18 protein-coding genes and 1 riboswitch are annotated in these 18,526 nt (G+C 71.4%); of the genes, 8 read left to right on the forward strand and 10 right to left on the reverse strand.

Annotated elements, in window-relative coordinates:
* Positions 1–46: 46 nt before the first annotated feature.
* Both AB0D04_RS23445 and AB0D04_RS23450 read right to left on the reverse strand, forming a co-directional pair.
* The gene (locus AB0D04_RS23445) at positions 47–1,600 is read right to left on the reverse strand and encodes an MDR family MFS transporter (RefSeq protein WP_362706515.1); all 1,554 of its coding nucleotides are present in this window, start codon (positions 1,598–1,600) and stop codon (positions 47–49) included.
* Between the two features lie 26 nt (positions 1,601–1,626).
* Positions 1,627–2,223 carry an NAD(P)H-dependent oxidoreductase gene (locus AB0D04_RS23450; RefSeq protein WP_362706517.1) on the reverse strand — a complete coding sequence of 199 codons (597 nt, stop codon included), beginning with the start codon at positions 2,221–2,223 and terminating at the stop codon, positions 1,627–1,629.
* 149 nt (positions 2,224–2,372) lie between these two features.
* Between AB0D04_RS23450 and AB0D04_RS23455 the strand changes: the two genes are divergently transcribed.
* On the forward strand, positions 2,373–3,107 hold the full coding sequence (locus AB0D04_RS23455) for a TetR/AcrR family transcriptional regulator (RefSeq protein WP_362706519.1): 735 nt from the start codon (positions 2,373–2,375) through the stop codon (positions 3,105–3,107).
* Here the strand turns inward: AB0D04_RS23455 and AB0D04_RS23460 are convergent.
* Positions 3,104–4,264 carry a cobalt-precorrin-5B (C(1))-methyltransferase gene (locus AB0D04_RS23460; RefSeq protein WP_362706521.1) on the reverse strand — a complete coding sequence of 387 codons (1,161 nt, stop codon included), beginning with the start codon at positions 4,262–4,264 and terminating at the stop codon, positions 3,104–3,106. The two genes, AB0D04_RS23455 and AB0D04_RS23460, sit on opposite strands and share 4 nt — an antisense overlap.
* Before the next feature lie 17 nt (positions 4,265–4,281).
* On the opposite strand from AB0D04_RS23460, the gene AB0D04_RS23465 reads away from it, so the two are divergent.
* Entirely contained in the window at positions 4,282–5,043 is a 762-nt protein-coding gene (locus AB0D04_RS23465; protein ID WP_362706523.1) for a cobalt-precorrin-6A reductase, read from the forward strand.
* Between the two features lie 431 nt (positions 5,044–5,474).
* On the forward strand, positions 5,475–6,974 hold the full coding sequence (locus AB0D04_RS23470) for a methyltransferase domain-containing protein (protein ID WP_362706556.1): 1,500 nt from the start codon (positions 5,475–5,477) through the stop codon (positions 6,972–6,974).
* A 48-nt stretch (positions 6,975–7,022) separates the two neighbouring features.
* Here the strand turns inward: AB0D04_RS23470 and AB0D04_RS23475 are convergent, their stop codons facing one another.
* Genes AB0D04_RS23475 through AB0D04_RS23485 form a run of 3 tightly spaced genes read right to left on the reverse strand, consistent with a single transcriptional unit; the run spans position 7,023 to position 8,246 of the window.
* The gene (locus AB0D04_RS23475) at positions 7,023–7,244 is read right to left on the reverse strand and encodes a DUF397 domain-containing protein (protein ID WP_362706525.1); all 222 of its coding nucleotides are present in this window, start codon (positions 7,242–7,244) and stop codon (positions 7,023–7,025) included.
* Positions 7,245–7,252: 8 nt separating this feature from the next.
* Positions 7,253–7,459, reverse strand: coding sequence for a DUF397 domain-containing protein (locus AB0D04_RS23480; RefSeq protein WP_362706527.1), 207 nt, complete (start codon positions 7,457–7,459; stop codon positions 7,253–7,255).
* Complete coding sequence (locus AB0D04_RS23485; protein WP_362706530.1) at positions 7,452–8,246, reverse strand: helix-turn-helix transcriptional regulator; 795 nt, start codon at positions 8,244–8,246, stop codon at positions 7,452–7,454. The genes AB0D04_RS23480 and AB0D04_RS23485 overlap by 8 nt, the downstream gene beginning before the upstream one ends.
* Positions 8,247–8,395: 149 nt before the next feature.
* Between AB0D04_RS23485 and AB0D04_RS23490 the strand changes: the two genes are divergently transcribed.
* The 3 genes from AB0D04_RS23490 to AB0D04_RS23500 are packed head-to-tail and all read left to right on the forward strand — an operon-like array spanning position 8,396 to position 9,164.
* Positions 8,396–8,629 (forward strand): hypothetical protein, encoded by a 234-nt coding sequence (locus tag AB0D04_RS23490; RefSeq protein WP_362706532.1) that lies wholly within the window; start codon positions 8,396–8,398, stop codon positions 8,627–8,629.
* Positions 8,626–8,937 (forward strand): hypothetical protein, encoded by a 312-nt coding sequence (locus tag AB0D04_RS23495; RefSeq protein WP_362706535.1) that lies wholly within the window; start codon positions 8,626–8,628, stop codon positions 8,935–8,937. Before AB0D04_RS23490 ends, AB0D04_RS23495 begins: the two co-directional genes overlap by 4 nt.
* On the forward strand, positions 8,937–9,164 hold the full coding sequence (locus AB0D04_RS23500; RefSeq protein WP_362706538.1) for a hypothetical protein: 228 nt from the start codon (positions 8,937–8,939) through the stop codon (positions 9,162–9,164). Before AB0D04_RS23495 ends, AB0D04_RS23500 begins: the two co-directional genes overlap by 1 nt.
* 42 nt (positions 9,165–9,206) lie before the next feature.
* On the opposite strand, the gene AB0D04_RS23505 is transcribed toward AB0D04_RS23500, so the two are convergent.
* Genes AB0D04_RS23505 through cobG form a run of 3 tightly spaced genes read right to left on the reverse strand, consistent with a single transcriptional unit; the run spans position 9,207 to position 12,776 of the window.
* Positions 9,207–10,727: a precorrin-2 C(20)-methyltransferase gene (locus tag AB0D04_RS23505; RefSeq protein WP_362706539.1), complete on the reverse strand. Its 1,521-nt coding sequence runs from the start codon at positions 10,725–10,727 to the stop codon at positions 9,207–9,209.
* Between the two features lie 2 nt (positions 10,728–10,729).
* Positions 10,730–11,362 (reverse strand): precorrin-8X methylmutase, encoded by a 633-nt coding sequence (locus AB0D04_RS23510; protein WP_362706542.1) that lies wholly within the window; start codon positions 11,360–11,362, stop codon positions 10,730–10,732.
* 1 nt (position 11,363) lies between these two features.
* On the reverse strand, positions 11,364–12,776 hold the full coding sequence (gene cobG / locus AB0D04_RS23515; RefSeq protein ID WP_362706544.1) for a precorrin-3B synthase: 1,413 nt from the start codon (positions 12,774–12,776) through the stop codon (positions 11,364–11,366).
* 158 nt (positions 12,777–12,934) lie between these two features.
* Positions 12,935–13,007: riboswitch (cobalamin riboswitch) on the forward strand.
* Positions 13,008–13,063: 56 nt separating this feature from the next.
* Here cobG and cobN point away from each other — a divergent pair.
* Positions 13,064–16,690 carry a cobaltochelatase subunit CobN gene (gene cobN, locus AB0D04_RS23520; protein WP_362706546.1) on the forward strand — a complete coding sequence of 1,209 codons (3,627 nt, stop codon included), beginning with the start codon at positions 13,064–13,066 and terminating at the stop codon, positions 16,688–16,690.
* A gap of 43 nt (positions 16,691–16,733) precedes the next feature.
* Here cobN and AB0D04_RS23525 read toward each other — a convergent pair whose 3' ends face one another.
* Complete coding sequence (locus tag AB0D04_RS23525) at positions 16,734–17,141, reverse strand: MerR family transcriptional regulator (RefSeq protein ID WP_362706547.1); 408 nt, start codon at positions 17,139–17,141, stop codon at positions 16,734–16,736.
* Positions 17,142–17,217: 76 nt separating this feature from the next.
* Here AB0D04_RS23525 and AB0D04_RS23530 point away from each other — a divergent pair.
* A partial coding sequence (locus tag AB0D04_RS23530; RefSeq protein WP_362706549.1) for an MFS transporter occupies positions 17,218–18,526 on the forward strand: 1,309 nt, incomplete at its 3' end.

Raw genomic sequence — 18,526 nt, forward strand, 5'->3', positions numbered from 1 at the left:
GGCGAATCGGCATCGAGGCCCGCATCAGCCACCCAGGGGCAAGTGCCTAGTCCGCCGCCCCCGGCGCCGTCCGCAGCGGCACCTCGCGGATCAGCCAGGCGGCCGCGAAGGTGACGGCACACAGCGCGGCCGTGCCGATCATGATGCCGTGCAGCCCGCCGGTGACCCCGGCACGGAAGGCCTCCCGCACCGGCTCGGGCAGCCCGCGCAGCACCGCGGGGGTCACGTCGTGGCCGCCGGCGAGGCGCTGCCCGTCCCGGCCGAGCCGGTCCGTGAGGGTGGCGGCCATGCGGCTGGTGTAGACGGAGCCGAGCACGGCGACGCCGAGCGAGCCGCCGATGGTGCGCAGGAGCGTGGTGGTGCCGCTGGCCGCGCCCATGTCGCGGGGCTCCGCGCTGTTCATGGTGATGAGCATCGCGGGCTGCATCAGGCAGCCGAGGCCCGTGCCGAGGACGAGCGTCAGCACGGAGGTCACGGCGGTGGCGGTGTCCGCGCCGACCGTGAGCAGGGCCAGGGCGCCCGCCGTGGCGACCGCGCCGCCCGCGATGGGGTACGCGCGGTACCCGCCGCCGTTGCCGACCGCCCGCCCGATGAACAGCTGCGCGCCCATCATGCCGAGCATCAGCGGGAGCAGCAGCAGCCCGCTCTCCGTCGACGACATGCCCCGTACGAACTGCATGTACTGCGGCAGATAGCTCGCCGCGGCCAGCATCGCCGCGCCCACCAGGAAGCTCAGCACCTGGGCGAGGGTGAAGTTGCGGTCGCGGAACAGCCGCGGCGGGATGATGGGTTCGGGCACCCGCCGCTCCACGCGGACGAACCAGCCGAGGGCGGCCACCGAGAGTGCGGCGAGCCCCGCGATCTGTGGTGAGACCCAGTCGTACGTCGTGCCGCCCCAGGTCCCGATCAGGGTGAGCGCCAGAATGCCCGTAGCCAGGAGTGCGGCGCCCGGGTAGTCGATGCGGGCCGTGGTGCGCGCGGCGCGCAGCCGGATGCGGAGCCCGACGATCAGGAGTGCTGCGGCGCCGACGGGCACGTTGACGTAGAAAACCCAGCGCCAGTCCAGCTGGTCGGTGAGGAAGCCGCCGAGCAGCGGGCCGCCGATCATGGCGATCGGCAGCATCACACCGATCATCGACTGGGAGCGCCCCGCCTGCGCGGGCGGGAGGAGCGTCCCGATGAGGGAGAGCGCGCCCACGAAGAGGCCGCCCGCGCCGAGCCCCTGGAGCGCGCGGAAGGCGATCAACTGCCCCATGTCCTGGGCGAGTCCGCAGAGCACGGAGCCGACGAGGAAGACCGCGATCGAGACCAGGTAGCTGCCCTTGCGGCCGTACAGGTCGCCGAGCTTGCCCCAGATCGGGGTGGAGACGGCGGTGGTGAGCAGATAGGCCGTCACCACCCAGGAGAGGTGGCTGATGCCGCCCAGGTCGCCGACGATTGTCGGCAGGGCGGTGCCGACGATCGTGCCGTCGAGTGTCGCCAGGATGATGCCGAGCAGCAGTCCCAGGATGGCGAGACGCGAGGGCGGCGCCGGGTTCGGCAGCGGGGCGGTGCCGGGCTCCGCGGTCGTGGGTGCGGCTTCTTCCGTACGCTGATTCATGGCTTCTCCCAGGGTGTTGACGCAGGTCAGGCGGCGTACGGACGGGCGGCCCTGGCGTCCCGCAGCGCCTGGCCCCACCAGGCGAGCTGGTCCAGCATCACCTTGGCCGCGGCGTCGCTCTGCGCGTCCTTCATCGCGTACTCCTCGTCGAACAGGCCCCAGGCGTTGTGGAGGCTGACCGTGTTGCGGAGGGTGGTCGCATGCAGCTCCGCCATGACGAGGCGGAGCTGCTCGACCGCGCGCAGGCCGCCCGAGATGCCGCCGTAGGAGACGAAGCCGACCGGCTTGGCGTGCCACTGCTCGTTGTGCCAGTCGATGGCGTTCTTCAGGGGTGCCGGGAAGCTGTGGTTGTACTCCGGCGTGACGAACACGAACGCGTCGGCCGCCGCCAGGCGCGGCGAGACCAGCGCGAGCGCCTCCTTGGTGCCGGGCGCCGCCGGCTGCCCGAAGGCCGGCAGAACGGTGGGCAGCGGGGTCTCGGCCAGGTCGACGACGTCGACGCTCATATCGTCGCGCCCTTCGAGGTGGCCCTTGATCCACCGGGTGACGACGGGCGCGAAGCGGCCCTCCCGGGTGCTGCCGACGACGACGGCGACGCGGAGTTGCTGCATCTGCTTGCTCATGGGAATCCCCCTGATGTGTACGGCCTGATGTGTACGGCGTGTTTGACGTGTACGCCGTACACGAGCTGCGTACAACGTACACGTCGATGTGTACGTCGTCTACTGGCGATACGCTGTACACGAACGGCTGGCCGGAGAGGAGCCCACACGTGGCAGCCCAGAAGAAGAGCAGGAACGCGGATGCGCCCGTGCTGTGGGAGCGCCTGGAGCGCCCCGCCGCCGCTCCCCGCGCCGCACTGACGCCGCAGAAGATCGCCGCCGTGGCGGTGCGGGTCGCCGACGCCGAGGGCTTCGCCGCCGTCACCATGCGCCGCCTCGCCACCGAGCTGGGCGTCGCGCCCATGGCCGCGTACCGCCATGTCTCGGGCAAGGACGACCTGTGGGCGCTGATGGTCGACCAGGTCATGACCGAACGCACCGTCCCCGACGAGGTGACGGGCTGGCGCGATGTCCTGCGCGCCTACGCGCTGGGCAACCGCGCCATGGTGCTGCGGCACCCCTGGCTCGCCCAGCTGCCCACGCTGCACTTCGTGCTGACGCCGAACCGGATGGCGGCCGCGGAACGCCAACTGGCCGCGCTCGACGGCCACGGCATGGACACCGACACGATGATGGCCGCCTTCCGCGCGGTCAACGCCTATGTGCACGGCGCGACGCAGTCCGAGGTGGCGCTGCGCCAGTACATGGAGGACAACGGCTGGGCCAGCGGCGACGAGACGCGCCGCGCACTCGCGCCCCAGATGACCTATCTGATGGAGACCGGCCGCTACCCGACCTACCGGCGCTACGCCCTCGGGGCCGGGCGCAAGGACGACGCGGCCTGGCAGTTCGAGACGGGCCTCGACTACGTGCTCGACGGCATCGCGGTCAGGCTCGGCGACTAGCCAGGAGCCCCCGGCCCCCGCGGCTCCGCCCGCCCCACCACCATCCCCGCCCGGTCGATGCAGATGACATCGACGGCCACCGGGGCGCCGCGCAGCACCGCCAGCGCCTCGTCCCGCGCCGTCGCCGCCACCAGGTCGCCCAGCGGCACACCCGCCGCGTCACACAACTGGAGTGCGGCAAGCCCGGTGTTGGCCTCGGCGACGGCGCGCGCCAGCTCGTCCCCGGCCCCGCCCTGCCGCGCCAGCTCGGCCAGAAAGCCCTTGTCCACCTGGGACCGCGCCGAATGCAGATCCAGGTGCCCGGCCGCCAGCTTGGACAGCTTGGCGAAGCCGCCGCAGACGGTGAGCCGGTCGACCGGATGCCGCCGGATGTACTTCAGCACCGCCCCCGCGAAGTCCCCCATGTCCAGCAGGGCGTCCTCGGGCAGGTGATGCAGGGCAACCGCGACCTTCTCCGACGTCGACCCCGTACATCCCGCCACATGCCGCCGCCCCGCCGCCCGCGCCACATCCACCCCACGCCGGATGGAGTCGATCCAGGCGGAGCAGGAGTACGGGACGACGATCCCGGTGGTCCCGAGGATGGACAGCCCGCCCAGAATCCCCAGCCGGGGGTTCCACGTACTGCGCGCGATCTCCTCGCCGTGGTCGACCGAAATCTCCACCTCGACGTCCGCGGTCACCCTTCCGTACCGTTCGGCCACCGCCGCCAGATGCTCCCGCATCATCTGCCGCGGTACGGGATTGATCGCGGGCTCGCCGACCTCCAGCGGCAACCCGGGCCGGGTGACGGTCCCGACACCGGGCCCGGCTTTGAATACGAGGCCCGACCCGGCCGGCAGCGCCCGCACCCTTGCCCGCACCAGCGCCCCGTGCGTCACATCCGGATCATCGCCCGCATCCTTCACCACCCCGGCCATGGTGCTGCTCCGGTCGGCCGCCCATTCCTCCACCGCGAGCGCGAAGGACGGTGTCTGCCCCTTGGGCAGCGTGATCGTCACCGGATCCGGGAAGTCGCCGCTCAGCAGCGCCGTGTACGCGGCCGTACTCGCCGCCGTCGCACAGGCGCCGGTCGTCCAGCCGTGCCGCAGCCCCGTATGCGCGAGCTGGGCCGCCCGGCCCCCGCGCCCCGTACCCTTCGATTGCGCTTCAGCCATGGAGGAACCCGCCACTCATGTCCCACGCACCCCGCCACGTCCTGATCCTCGGCGGCACAACGGAGGCCCGCCTCCTCGCCGCCACCCTGGCAGCGGAGCCGGGCCTGCGCGTGACGACCTCGCTGGCGGGCCGGGTCGCCGCGCCCCGCCTGCCCGACTCCGAGGTCCGCATCGGCGGGTTCGGCGGCCCCGAGGGCCTCGCCCGCTGGCTGCGCGAGCACGCGGTGGACGCGCTCATCGACGCCACCCATCCTTTCGCCGACACGATCAGTCACCACGCGGCCGAGGCCGCTGCCACCGCCCATGTTCCCCTGCTGGCCCTCCGCCGTCCCGGCTGGGTACCGGGCCCGGGGGACGACTGGCACCCGGTCGCCTCCCTCGACGAGGCCGCCGCCACCCTCCCCACCCTCCCCGGCACCCGCATCTTCCTCACCACCGGCCGCATGGGCCTCGCCCACTTCGCCCACCTCACCGACCCCTGGTTCCTCGTCCGCTCGGTGGACGCGCCCGAGCCGCCGTACCCGCCCCGGATGGCCACGGTTTTGGATCGCGGCCCCTTCACCCTGGAAGGCGAACGGGACCTGCTCCGCCATCACCGCATCGACACCCTCGTGACAAAGGACAGCGGCGCCGCGGCCACCGCAGCCAAGCTGACGGCGGCGCGGGAGGCGGGCATTCCGGTGGTGGTCGTGACCCGTCCGCCGGCGCCGAAGGACGTACCGGTCGCGCCGGACCCGGCGGCGGCCGCCGCCTGGTTGCGGAGCCTCGTCGTCGACTGACGGCGCAGCACCAAAAGATCTCTGAGATTCTCAGAGAACCTCAGCGAACCTCAGCGAACCTCAGCGAATCTCAGAAAATCTCAGACCCGAAAGACGCTGGCCAAGACCGCTATGGGAGTCACCTCCCGCTCCGTATACAAAACGTGGAGGCATGGACCTCTCGACCCTGGATAGCTGAAGGCTCAGACCATGCGGCTCCCGAGGGCCTGAGCCCTGCTGTCCTGGGATGCCGCGCCACGGCATGATCCCTCGCAACGGAAGGGTTCCTCATCACCGTGCAATCGGCCCAAGAATTCGGCGACAATCCCGTTGAAGTACGAGAAACCGGGCACTACACCGAGGAGTACGTCCCCAGCTTCGTCGAGAAATGGGACTCGCTCATAGATTGGGAGAGGAGGGCGGAGAGCGAGGGCAATTTCTTCATCGACCTGCTGCGCAAGCGGGGCGTGAAGAGCGTGCTCGACGTCGCGACCGGAACCGGATTTCACTCCGTACGGCTGCTGGCAGCGGGATTCGAAACCGTCAGCGCGGACGGCAGCGCGGAAATGCTGGCAATGGCCTTCGCGAACGGCATGCGCGAGGGCGGCCACGTCATGCGCGTCGTCCAGGCGGACTGGCGCTGGCTCAACCGGGACGTCCACGGCGAGTACGACGCCATCGTCTGCCTCGGCAACTCCTTCACGCATCTCTTCTCGGAGCGCGACCGGCGCAAGGCGCTGGCCGAGTTCTACGCGATGCTCAAGCACGACGGAATCCTCGTCCTGGACCAGCGCAATTACGACGCCATTCTGGACGACGGGTACACCAGCAAGCACACGTATTACTACTGCGGTGAGGATGTCGCGGTGGCGCCGGAGTATGTCGACGAGGGGCTGTGCCGTATGCGGTACGGATTCCCGGACGACTCCGTGTACCACCTCAACATGTTCCCGCTGCGCAAGGAATACACCCGTCGGCTGATGTCCGACGTGGGATTCCAGCGAATCGAGACCTACGGCGACTTCCAGCACACCTACCGAGGTGAGCAGCCGGACTTCTTCGTGCATGTCGCGGAGAAGGAATACCGGACGGACGACGAGCAGGAGGGGCAGTACACCGGCGCGGTGAGCACCGCCCGCAGCTACTACAACTCGTCCGACGCCGACACTTTCTACGCCACGGTGTGGGGCGGCGAGGACATCCACATCGGCCTTTACGGGCGCCCCGGGGAGCCGATCGCGGACGCCAGCCGGCGCACCGTCGAGCGGATGGCCTCGAAACTGGAACTCACCAAGGAATCCGTGGTGCTCGACCTCGGCTCGGGATTCGGCGGCTCGGCACGGTATCTGGCCGAGACGTACGGCTGCCGGGTCCTCGCGCTCAACCTCAGCGAGGTGGAGAACCAGCGCCACAGGGAGCTGAATTCGGCCCGCGATCTCACTGGCAGCATCGAGGTCGTGGACGGGTCCTTCGAGAACATTCCGTACCCGGACGCCTCGGTCGATGTGATCTGGTCCCAGGACGCCTTCCTGCACAGCGGGAACCGCGTCCAGGTGCTGGAGGAGATCGCGCGTGTCCTGCGGCCCGGCGGCAGCCTGATCTTCACCGACCCGATGGCGGCGGACGACTGCCCCAACGGCGTGCTGCAGCCGATTCTCGACCGCATCCACCTGGACGACATGGGCTCACCGGCCTTCTACACCCGCGAGCTGACGCGCCTCGGCTTCACCCCCGTCGGCGGCGGCCTGGAGGAACACCGCGAGCAATTGGTGACCCACTACGCACGCGTCCTTGAGGAGACCGGGCACCAAGAGGCCGAAGGACTGGCCAGAAAGGTCAGCCACGACTACCTCACCCAAATGAAAAAGGGCCTCGGCCACTGGATCGACGGCGGCCGCAACAAGCACCTCACCTGGGGCATCTTCCACTTCACACGCGGCAACGACAGCTGAGCCGTGCCCCCGGAGCCGGCCCTGCCCTCAGCGGGGCCGGCCCTGCCCTCAGGCGGAGAGCTTCCCGCTCTTGACGGCGGTGATGAATGACGACCAGCTGTGCGCCGGGAGGACCAGGGCGGGGCCGTGTGGGTTCCTGGAGTCGCGGACGGGGACGCCGGAGGGGTAGTTGTCCAGGACCTCGATGCAGCTGGCCCCTTCGTTGTCGCTGTATGACGACTTCCGCCAGCCGTTCAGTCTCGCGGCTTCGGGGATGGTGTGCTCAGCCATGGTCGTTGTCATTCCTTGACGGTGGCTATGAACGACGACCAGCTCTCCGTCGAGAAGATTACGGCGGGGCCGTGTGGGTTCTTGGAGTCGCGGACGGGGACGCCGGAGGGGTAGCCATCCAAGATCTCGATGCACGTACCCCCTTCGTTCGCGCTGTACGACGACTTGCGCCAGCCGCTCCACGAGGCAGCGTCCTGGATGATGCGTTCAGTCATGGTTTTGGTATTCCTTCGCTGTTGCCCTCATCAGGGCAAGTGACTCTCGCAGCGGCAGTGCATCGGCCAATGCGAGATCGTAAGTTCCCCGGAGCCGTTCCACCATGGCTGGGGAATCGATCAGCTTGCCGGTTTGCATTCCTTCCGTATAGCCCGCTGGTGGCTGGTCCTCGAACCACATCAACGTCACCATGCCCTGCATGAGTGGGTGAGCGCCCAAGCCGAAGGGGAGCACATGCACCCGTACACGGCTGGCTTCGACCAAGTCGATGATGTGCGTGATCTGTTCCGCCATGATCTCCGGGCCGCCGACCGGGCGACGCAGCACCGACTCGTCCAGAAGCGCCCACACGGCAGGCGTTACCGGGTTGGCGAGGATCTTTGCGCGCTCAAGCCGTGTGACGACGAGCCTGTCACATTCCTCGTCACTCCACGGAGGGAACGCGGTCCGCATCACCGCACGTGCGTACCCTTCCGTCTGGAGGAGTCCGGGCACGAGGGAGATCCCGAACTCGCGAATTGCCTTGGCCTGTCGCTCCAGCTGAAGCGCCACCGTGAAGTGATCGGCAATCGCGGAGTCATCCTTCGGCAGAAAGCTGCTGAGCACATTCCCCGTGTTCAGAGCCTGGTCCAGCCGCCGTGCGTCCTCCTTGGACGGGATCCTGCGCCCCGCCTCGATGTGCGAGATGTGGGAGCGGGTCATCACCGCCGCATCGGCGAGTTCCTGCTGGGTCAGGCCGGCTTCCTCGCGCTTCTGCTTGAGCCAATCTCCGTAGGCGCTGCCCATGGGTTAACTCCTTTTGTGACACACGCTTCGTCACCGTCTGGCTACTGGCGACTGTACGCACCGCTGCCCAACTCTGTTTCTGAACAGCGAAATCGCCCGCTGGAAACCAGCCGGGCAGCAAGACGCAAGACGTATGGGGAGTGCATCCGATGGGATCGAAGATCCGAGAGGCGGAGGCGGCGCGCGATGCGTTGGCCGCCGCCCTGAGGAAGGCGGGCATTCAGTTCCCCGCCATGGACATCGCGCCGGAGGGGGCCGGCCGCCCGCCGAGGTACGGGTTCGTGAACCTGGGGCAGGTCTCCGCCCCGGTGGTGCACGCGCTTGCGGAGGTCATCGTCAAGGGCGCGGCCGTCACCGAGGACCCGGCGGAGTGGACGGCGTGATCCGAGCCATCGCGAAGCTCTTCGAGCCGCTGCTGCGGCTTCTGTTACCCGGCTCCGGGCGGCACCGGTCCCCCGTGTCGTGCTCCCTGCCGCCCCCCTCCGTACCGCGGCGCGTGAATCCGCCGACGGCGCGTCGGCCGCGCGCACACGCCTCGATCTTGCGGGGCGAAGACAGCAGACTCGTCCGCCCCTACGTCACCGCGCACGAGCAATGGGAGGAAGCACAGCAGCGACGCGCGCTGCGGATGGCAGCACACGGCCTCTACTTCGACCCCGGCCCCACCCACGGCGTGGAGGTGAGCGTGTGATGAGTGAGCGGTTGCGGTTCGTCGAGTGGACGCTGGCCAGCATGCCCGCCATGCCCGTGCGCTACCTCGGCAGGTGTTTGTCGTGCCAGGAGCGCTCCCCGGATACGGCCGATCCGGAGGAGGCCCAGCTGTGGTGTCTCCGGCACGCGGGGGCGACCGGGGATTCGGGCTATGAGCTGTCGGCGTTCCTGTACTTCAACGCGATCTGTACTTCAACGCGATCATGACCGAGCCGACGGCCCCACCCCGGAGATAGGGCCGTCCGTCCCTCAGCCCTCCGGGTACCTCCGCGGCGTCCACACCACGTCCTTGTCCGTCCCGTCATCCCGCCGTACCGCCTGCGTCTGCGACGAGCCGACGAGCAGGATGGTGCGCATGTCGACCTGGGTCGGGTCGAGGTCGGCGAGGCGGATGGTGCGGACGGATTCCTCGGGGCCGCCCACGTCACGGCCGAGGACGACCGGGGTGTCGGGGGCGCGGTGTTCCAGGAGGAGTTCGCGGGCCTTGGCGACCTGCCAATTGCGGCTGCGGGAACCGGGGTTGTAGAGGGCCAGGACCAGGTCGGCGGCCACCGCGGAGCGCAGGCGTTCGGCGATGACTTCCCAGGGCTTGAGGCGATCGGAGAGGGAGATGACCGCGTAGTCGTGGCCCAGGGGGGCGCCGGCGCGGGCCGCGGCGGCGTTGGCGGCGGTGACGCCGGGGAGGACGCGTACGGGGATGGAGCGGTAGGGGTCCTGGGAGGCGACCTCGAGGACCGCCGTCGCCATGGCGAAGATGCCGGGGTCGCCGCCGGAGACCACGGCCACCCGACGGCCGCGGCGGGCCAGGTCCAGGGCGAGTTCGGCGCGTTCGGACTCGACCTTGTTGTCGGAGCCGTGGCGGCGCTGGCCGGGGCGCACCGGGACGCGGTCGAGGTAGGTGGTGTAGCCGACGAGGTCCTCGGCGGCGGCCAGGGCGCCACGGGACTCCGGGGTGAGCCAGAGGGGGCCGGCCGGGCCGGTGCCGACGACGACCACCTCGCCCTGAGAGGCGGGCGCCGGCGGGTTCGCGATACGGCTGGGGACGACGGCCACCGAGAAGTACGGGACGGTGTCGGAGTCGACGGAAGAGAGGGTGCCGGTGCGTTCGCCGGGCATGGTGGCGCGTTCGACGTAACGCGCCTCCGCCATCCGGCCCGAGCGCTCCATGGCGCGGCGGACGGTGGGGAAGGTGCGGCCCAGCTTCATCACGACGGCGGCGTCGGTGGCGGCCAGGCGGGCCGTCAGTTCTTCCTCCGGGAGCGTGCCGGGCAGGATCGTCAGCACCTCGTCGGCCTCGGCGAGGGGTGTGCCCAGGCGGGCCGCGGCGGCGCTGATCGAGGTGACGCCGGGGATGACCTCGGTCGGGTAGCGGTCGGCCAGCCGCTTGTGCATGTGCTGGTAGGAGCCGTAGAAGAGCGGGTCGCCCTCGGAGATGACGGCGACGGTGCGCCCGGCGTCGAGGTGGGCGGCCAGGCGCGCCGCCGCGGATTCGTAGAACTCGTCCAGCGCGCCCCGGTAGCCACCGGGGTGGTCGGTCGACTCGGTGGTGACCGGGTAGACCAGCGCCTCCTCGATGTGGTCGGGGCGCAGGTGCTCGGCGGCGATGGAGCGGGCGATGGAGCGTCCGTGCCGGGCGCTGTGGTACGCCACCACCTCCGCTTGGGCGATGACCTGTACGGCTCGTACGGTCATCAGGGACGGGTCGCCGGGGCCCAGCCCCACGCCGTACAGACGGCCGGTGGTACGGCCGGTGGCCTGCTGCTCGCTCACGCTTATTCTTCCTCGCTCGCTATGGCGTTGATCGCGGCCGCGGTCATGGCGCTGCCGCCGCGCCGGCCGCGCACCACGATGTGGTCCAGCTTCGACGGGTGGGCGATCAGCGCGTCCTTGGATTCGGCCGCACCGATGAAGCCGACGGGAATGCCGATGACGGCGGCGGGGCGGGGCGCGCCCTCCCCGATCATCTCCAGGAGGCGGAAGAGGGAGGTGGGCGCGTTGCCGATCGCGACCACGGAGCCGTCCAGGCGGTCGCGCCACAGTTCCATGGCGGCGGCGCTGCGGGTGGTGCCCATCCGGGCGGCCAGGTCCGGGACGGACGGGTCGGTGAGTGTGCACACGACGTCGTTGTCCGCGGGCAGCCGCTTACGGGTCACGCCGCTGGCCACCATGTTGGCGTCGCACAGGATCGGCGCGCCGGCGCGGAGCGCGGCGCGGGCACTCGCCACCACTCCCGGGGTGAAGGCGAGATCGCGTACGAGGTCGACCATGCCGCAGGCGTGGATCATCCGGACCGCGACCTGGCTGACATCGGCGGGCAGGCCCGTGAGGTCCGCCTCGGCGCGGATGGTGGCGAAGGACTGGCGGTATATCGCCGCGCCGTCCTTCTCGTAGTCGAACTCTGTCACGTCACTGCGCCTCGGGGTGGTGGGGACGGGGGGTGGGGACGGGGTGGTTGTGGTGGTGCTGCGGGAGCGGAGTTCCGGGGACGGTTTCGGGGCGTACCGGCGTCGGGCGTACGGGTGTGGGGCGTACGACGGGTGCCCGGTAGCCGCCCTCGGCGCCGGCGTCGGCCAGTACGTCGACCCATGCGCCCCCCTGCGGATGGCCGCAGCGGCGCTCGCATCCCGACCAGTGGACGGGGAGGCCGGCGCCGTCCGCGGGGGCGGGGACGGCGTCGGTGGTGAGGGCGTGCGTGGCGTCGGCGCGGACATCGGTACGGGACTTGGCGCAGCCGGGGAGGCCGGTGCAGGCGCTGATCCGGTGCCAGGGGGAGTCGGGGTCGGTGATCAGCCCGGCGGCGGCCAGTTCGCGCAGCCGGGAGGCGGCGGTCGCGGCCGGGACGCCCGGGACGATGACGCCGCGCCAGGGGGTGAGGCGGAGTTCGCCGGTGCCGTGGTCGGCGGCCATGGCGGTCAGCAGGCGCCACTGGGCGACGGTGAGGCGGCCGAGCGGAGCCAGGACGGAGAGGGCGCGGCGGCCGTCGGGGCTTTCGACGATGCCGGGGAGGGGAGGGCTGGTGGCGGGGGCGAGGTCGTCCGCGCAGTCCGCCACATGCTCCGCCTCGATGCCCGCCTCCCGCAGCCGCTCCGTCACCCCTCGTGCCGTCAGAGCATGCCCGGCCGGAAGTTCGCGCACCCGCCAGGCGCCCGTCCCGCTCGCCTCCGCGGCGGCGAGGAACGCCTCCGCCGCGGCCAGCGCGGCCCGCGGCGCATCGGCCCCGGCGACCCGTACCGCCGCCGGATCGTCCCCGACGCGCAGCAGCGCCCCACGGTCCGCCCCGGAGCGGTCCGCCTCTGCGACCAAGCTCACATCCCCGCCCAGCCCGGCCACATCGCCCTGCCCGCCGTCCAGGACGAACAGAAACCGGCCGGAAAGGGCCGGGGCCGAGGCGCTCGCGCACAGCAGCGCATCCAGCTGCCGGGCCCACAACCGCACGTCAGAAGGGGTGTGAGGGTCGAGTCCTGCCAGCGGGGAGGCGAGGATGTTGCGGATGCGTTCGTGGCGTGCGGAGGGGAGCAGGCCGGCGTCGCGGAGCAGGTCGGCGAGCGGGGCGCCGCAGCCGTCCGGCAGGCCGCGGAGTTCGACGTTCCCCCGGGACGTCAGGGAGAGGTGACCGTCGCCGAGCCGGTCCGCGGCGTCACCCAGCGCCGTCGCCTGAGCTGCCGTCAAGTCTCCGGCGGGAAGCCGCACTCGGGCCAGGTGGCCGTCCGCGGCGGAGTGCAGCCGCAGCGCTCCCGGGCAGGCGTCACCGCGGTCCCGTACGGGCGGTTCGGCCCTGTGGGGGCGCGGCGAGGGGGAGGGCGGCATGGCGGCGAGCATACCGACGACGGCGCACCCCGGATCCGGGGGCGGAGCCACCCGTGGCGACGGGTTCGCAGGTGCTCTCCCGTACCCGCGGCGCAGCCCTTACTATGCAGGTCGGTGGGTCGGCTGACCCGCCGAACGCCAGCGACGGCGCCGGGCCCCAGGGCCCGAGGGAGGAAGCCCGGTGAGAATCCGGCGCGGTCCCGCCACTGTGAACCCGGCCCCCGCCGGGTGAGTCAGGAACTCCCGCCGTCCTTACGACCACCCGGGGCGCGGACACCCCGAGGAAGGCCTGCGCTCGCATGCTTCTGCTGCTGTCGACCTCCGACACCGACCTGCTCAGCGCCCGCGCTGCGACCGGGCCCGTGCCGTACCGGCTCGCCAACCCCGCCCGCCTCGACCTCGACGAGCTGCCCGCGCTCCTGGAGGGCACCGACCTCGTCGTCGTACGCCTCCTGGGCGGCATCCGCGCCTGGCAGGAGGGCCTGGACCTGCTGCTCGCCGCGGACCAGCACCGGCCGGTGGTCGTCCTCACCGGTGAACAGGCGCCCGACGCCCAGCTCATGGAGCAGTCCACGGTCCCGGTGGGCATCGCCGCGGAGGCGCACGCCTATCTGGCGCACGGCGGCCCGGCCAACCTCGACCAGCTCGCCCGCTTCCTCTCCGACACGGTGCTGCTGACCGGCCACGGCTTCGAGCCGCCCGCCGCCGCGCCCACCTGGGGACCGCTGGAGCGCGCGGCCCGTACGGACGTGACCGGCCCGACCGTCGCCGTGCTCTACTACCGCGCCCACCACATGAGCGGCAACACCGGCTTCGTGGCGGCCCTGTGCGAGCAGATCGAGGAGGCGGGCGCGCGCCCCCTGCCCCTCTTCGTCGCCTCCCTCCGGGCCCCCGAGCCCGAGCTGATCGACGCGCTCCGCGCCGCCGACGCCATCGTCACCACCGTCCTCGCCGCGGGCGGCACCAAGCCCGCCGAGGCCTCGGCGGGCGGCGACGACGAGTCCTGGGACGCGGGCGCCCTCGCCGCTCTGGACGTGCCGATCCTCCAGGCGCTGTGCCTGACCGGCTCGCGCGCCGCCTGGGAGGCGAACGACGAGGGGCTCTCCCCGCTGGACGCCGCCTCGCAGATCGCCGTCCCGGAGTTCGACGGCCGCCTGATCACCGTCCCGTTCTCCTTCAAGGAAGTCGACGAGGACGGGCTCCCGGTCTACGTCGCCGACCCCGAGCGCGCCGCCCGGGTCGCCGGTATCGCCGTGCGCCACGCCCGGCTGCGGCACATCCCGGCCGCCGAGAAGCGCCTGGCGCTGGTCTTGTCCGCGTACCCCACCAAGCACTCCCGTATCGGCAACGCCGTCGGCCTGGACACCCCGGCCAGCGCCGTCGCCCTCCTGCGCCGCCTGCAGGCGGACGGCTACGACTTCGGTACGGAGGAGGTCCCCGGCCTCGTATCCGGCGACGGCGACGAGCTGATCTACGCCCTCATCGAGGCCGGCGGCCACGACCAGGAATGGCTTACCGAGGAGCAGCTGTCCCGCAACCCGGTCCGTATCCCGGCCGCGGACTACCGCCGTTGGTACGCCACGCTCCCGCAGGAGCTGCGTAACTCCGTCGAGCAGCACTGGGGCCCGCCGCCGGGCGAGATGTTCCTCGACCGCAGCCACGCGGGCGAGCCCGGCCGCGACCCCGACGGCGACATCGTCCTGGCCGCCCTGCGCCGCGGCAATCTCCTCGTCGTCATCCAGCCGCCGCGCGGCTTCGGCGAGAACCCGATCGCGATCTACCACGACCCCGATCTGCCGCCCTCGCACCACTACTTGGCGGCCTACCGCTGGATCGCGGCCTCCGCCGACGACGGCGGTTTCGGCGCCGACGCGATGGTGCACCTGGGCAAGCACGGCAACCTGGAATGGCTGCCGGGCAAGAACGCGGGCCTGTCCGCCGCCTGCGGCCCCGATGCCGCGCTCGGCGACCTCCCCCTCATCTACCCCTTCCTCGTCAACGACCCCGGCGAGGGCACCCAGGCCAAGCGCCGCGTCCACGCCACCCTCGTCGACCACCTCGTCCCGCCGATGGCCCGCGCGGAGTCCTACGGCGACATCGCCCGCCTGGAACAGCTCCTGGACGAGTACGCGTCCATCGCCGCCATGGACCCGGCCAAACTCCCCGCCATCCGCGCCCAGATCTGGACCCTCATTCAGGCCGCCAAGCTCGACCACGACCTGGGCATGGACGAACGCCCCGACGACGACGGCTTCGACGACTTCCTGCTCCACGTCGACGGCTGGCTGTGCGAGGTCAAGGACGCCCAGATCCGCGACGGGCTGCATGTCCTCGGCGGCGCCCCGGCCGGCGAGGCCCGCGTCAATCTGGTCCTCTCGATCCTGCGGGCCCGCCAGATCTGGGGCGGCACCACCGCCCTGCCCGGCCTGCGCGAGGCGCTCGGTCTGGACGAGTCCGCGGCGACCCGTACGACGGCCGACGAGGCGGAGGAGCGCGCCCGCGCCCTGGTGCAGGCGATGGAGGACGCCGACTGGGACCCGGCCGCGGTGGCTTCCGTAGCCGCCGGGCACGGTCAGCAGGTCGTCGACATCCTCGACTTCGCCGCCCGTCAGGTCGTCCCCCGCCTGGCCGCCACCACCGACGAAATCGACCATGCCGTCCATGCCCTGAACGGCGGCTTCGTCCCGGCCGGCCCCTCCGGCTCCCCGCTCCGCGGCCTGGTCAACGTCCTGCCGACCGGCCGCAACTTCTACTCCGTCGACCCCAAGGCCGTCCCCTCCCGCCTCGCCTGGGAGACCGGCCAGGCCCTCGCCGACTCCCTCCTGGAGCGCTACCGCACCGACAACGGCGACTGGCCGCAGTCGGTGGGCCTGTCCCTGTGGGGCACCAGCGCCATGCGCACCAGCGGCGACGACGTCGCGGAAGCCCTGGCCCTGCTCGGCGTCCGCCCCGTCTGGGACGACGCCTCGCGCCGCGTATCGGGCCTGGAGGTGATCCCGCTCGCCGAGCTGGGCCGCCCCCGTATCGACGTCACCCTGCGCATCTCCGGCTTCTTCCGCGATGCCTTCCCGCACGTCATCGGCCTCCTGGACGACGCGGTGCGGCTGGCCGCGGGGCTGGACGAGCCCGCCGCCGACAACTTCATCCGGGCCCACGCCCAGGCCGACCTCGCCGCCCACGGCGACGAACGCCGCGCCACCACCCGTATCTTCGGCTCGCGTCCGGGAACGTACGGCGCGGGCCTGCTCCAGCTGATCGACTCCCGCGACTGGCGTACCGACGCGGACCTCGCCGAGGTCTACACCGTCTGGGGCGGCTATGCGTACGGCCGCGGTCTCGAGGGCCGCCCGGCCCGCGACGACATGGAAACCGCCTACAAGCGCATCGCGGTCGCGGCCAAGAACACCGACACCCGCGAACACGACATCGCCGACTCCGACGACTACTTCCAGTACCACGGAGGCATGGTCGCCACGGTGAAGGCCCTGCGCGGCGGCAAGGCCCCTGAGGCCTACATCGGCGACTCCACCCGCCCGGAGACCGTCCGTACGCGCTCCCTCGTCGAGGAGACCTCCCGCGTCTTCCGCGCCCGAGTGGTCAACCCCCGCTGGATCGAGGCGATGCGCCGCCACGGTTACAAGGGCGCCTTCGAACTGGCCGCCACCGTCGACTACCTCTTCGGCTATGACGCCACCACCGGCGTCGTCGCCGACTGGATGTACGACAAGCTCGCCCAGACCTACGTCCTCGACCCCGACAACCGCGCCTTCCTCCAGGACGCCAACCCCTGGGCCCTGCACGGCATCGCCGAACGCCTCCTGGAAGCCGAATCCCGCGGCATGTGGGAAAAGCCGGACGCGGAAACGCTGGCCGCGCTGCGGGAGGCGTTCCTGGAGACGGAGGGGGAGCTGGAGGGGGAGGACTGAGGGCTGCGACCTGAGGCCTGAGGGGCGGGCGGCGGCCTGGGCATCATGGCGCTGCCTGCCGCCGCTCCACCTCGCCCCGCAGCTCTGGGCAGTCGCGGGCCGGATTGTCGCGCGGGCAGCGCAGCATGTGCGCCAGATACTCCCTGGCCACGGCCAACTTCGCGGCCTGCGCGTCGATTTCGTCGATGCGGCGGGCGACAGCGTCCCGCCAGTCCTCATCGGCGGTACGTCCCACGAGTACGGCGGCGATCTCGTCCAGGCTCATCAGCCCGGTGTCCTGCCAGGTGAGGACCAGCGCTATCCGGTGCACCTCCCGGGGCCCGTAGTGCCGTCGCCCGTTACGGCGTTCCGTCGGCAGGACGATGCCCCGCCGTTCCCAGTAATGCAGCGTCGAGACCGGTACACCGAAACGCTCCGCGACGCTTCCGATCGACAGCAACTCCTGTTCCATGTCCGCTATTTGACCTCAACCCGGGTTGAGGCGGCAGCGTGGGTGCCCCGAAAGCAGACGGCCCCAGGAGCAGGCAGTGTCCCCTCAGCGCACCACCTCGCAACGCACCACCACCGAGCCCGGTCGCGGCCTCCTCGCCGCTGTCTTCCTCGGCACCTTCATGGCCCTGCTGGACATGAGCGTGGTCAATGTCGCGCTCCCCGCGATACAGACCGACCTGCACGCCCAGCTCATGGCCGTCCAATGGGTCGTCGACGGCTATGTCCTGTGCCTGTCGGCGTTCATGCTCACCGGCGGCGCACTGGGCGACCGCTTCGGGCGGAAGAAGGCATTCCTGACCGGCCTCGCCGTCTTCACCGCCAGTTCCGCGCTCTGCGCGCTGGCCCCCGACAGCCGGACTCTGATCGCCGGTCGCCTCCTCCAGGGCATCGGCGCCGCCACGCTGGCTCCGGGGGCGCTGTCGTTGCTCGCCCAGGGCTTTCCCGACCCGGCCCGACGGGCGCGGATGATCGGCCGGTGGGGCGCGGTGAGCGCGCTGGCCGTCGTGCTGGGCCCGCTGTTGGGAGGGCTGCTCACCGAGACCGCCGGCTGGCCCTACATCTTCCTGATCAATGTCCCGCTCGGCCTGACAGCGCTGGTGGCGGGTGCCAAGGGCATCCGGGAGTCCGCCGATCCCCGGCACGCCGCCGCCGACCCGCTGGGCCAGATCCTCGGCGTCGTGTGGCCGGCCGCGTTCACCTTCGCCACCATCGAGGCGGGGCGCCGCGGCTGGGACGACCCGCTCATCCTCAGCCTGCTCGCCGCGGCCGTCGTCGTCCTCGCCGCATTCGTGGCGGTGGAACGCCGCACCGACCGCGCGATGCTCCCCACCTCCCTCTTCACCGACCGCCGCTTCACCGTCTCCGTCATCGCTTCCTTCGTCCTCGGCTTCGGCGCGTACGGCACCTTCTACCTCCTGTCCCTCTACCTCCAACAGGTCCAGGACACCTCCGCGGCCATGACCGGCGTCAAGTTCCTCCCCTACTCCCTCGCCATCGCGCTCGGCTCCGCCCAGGCCGGCCGGCTGACCGCCCGATTCGGCCCGCGCACCGTCATGACCTGCGGCTACGGCCTGACCGGTGGCGGCCTGCTCGGCCTCCTCTGCCTGAGCCCGACAACCCCGTACGCAGTGGTGGGCGCGCTTTTCCTCGGCCTCGGCGCGGGAATGGGCCTGGCCATCGCCCCGACCAACGCCGCCGCCCTGTCCACCGTGCCCCGCGAACGCTCCGGCGCAGCCGCCGCCACGGTCAACGCCGCCCGCCAGACGGGCACCGCACTGGGCATCGCCGTACTGGGCTCGCTCCTCAGCGCCCGCGCCGCGGCCGGGGTGGCGGCCGACATCAAGA

Source organism: Streptomyces sp. NPDC048483 (genome assembly GCF_040651455.1).
Classification (GTDB): Bacteria; Actinomycetota; Actinomycetes; order Streptomycetales; family Streptomycetaceae; genus Streptomyces.

Excerpts from the sequence above, each read along its gene's own strand:
- cobN (WP_362706546.1), top strand. The coding sequence starts at position 13,064 with ATGCTTCTGCTGCTGTCGACCTCCGACACCGACCTGCTCAGCGCCCGC.
- AB0D04_RS23490 (WP_362706532.1), top strand. The coding sequence starts at position 8,396 with ATGGGATCGAAGATCCGAGAGGCGGAGGCGGCGCGCGATGCGTTGGCC.
- AB0D04_RS23480 (WP_362706527.1), bottom strand. The coding sequence starts at position 7,459 with ATGACTGAACGCATCATCCAGGACGCTGCCTCGTGGAGCGGCTGGCGC.
- AB0D04_RS23445 (WP_362706515.1), bottom strand. The coding sequence starts at position 1,600 with ATGAATCAGCGTACGGAAGAAGCCGCACCCACGACCGCGGAGCCCGGC.
- AB0D04_RS23460 (WP_362706521.1), bottom strand. The coding sequence starts at position 4,264 with ATGGCTGAAGCGCAATCGAAGGGTACGGGGCGCGGGGGCCGGGCGGCC.
- AB0D04_RS23475 (WP_362706525.1), bottom strand. The coding sequence starts at position 7,244 with ATGGCTGAGCACACCATCCCCGAAGCCGCGAGACTGAACGGCTGGCGG.
- cobG (WP_362706544.1), bottom strand. The coding sequence starts at position 12,776 with ATGCTCGCCGCCATGCCGCCCTCCCCCTCGCCGCGCCCCCACAGGGCC.
- AB0D04_RS23500 (WP_362706538.1), top strand. The coding sequence starts at position 8,937 with ATGAGTGAGCGGTTGCGGTTCGTCGAGTGGACGCTGGCCAGCATGCCC.
- AB0D04_RS23450 (WP_362706517.1), bottom strand. The coding sequence starts at position 2,223 with ATGAGCAAGCAGATGCAGCAACTCCGCGTCGCCGTCGTCGTCGGCAGC.
- AB0D04_RS23465 (WP_362706523.1), top strand. The coding sequence starts at position 4,282 with ATGTCCCACGCACCCCGCCACGTCCTGATCCTCGGCGGCACAACGGAG.
- AB0D04_RS23525 (WP_362706547.1), bottom strand. The coding sequence starts at position 17,141 with ATGGAACAGGAGTTGCTGTCGATCGGAAGCGTCGCGGAGCGTTTCGGT.
- AB0D04_RS23485 (WP_362706530.1), bottom strand. The coding sequence starts at position 8,246 with ATGGGCAGCGCCTACGGAGATTGGCTCAAGCAGAAGCGCGAGGAAGCC.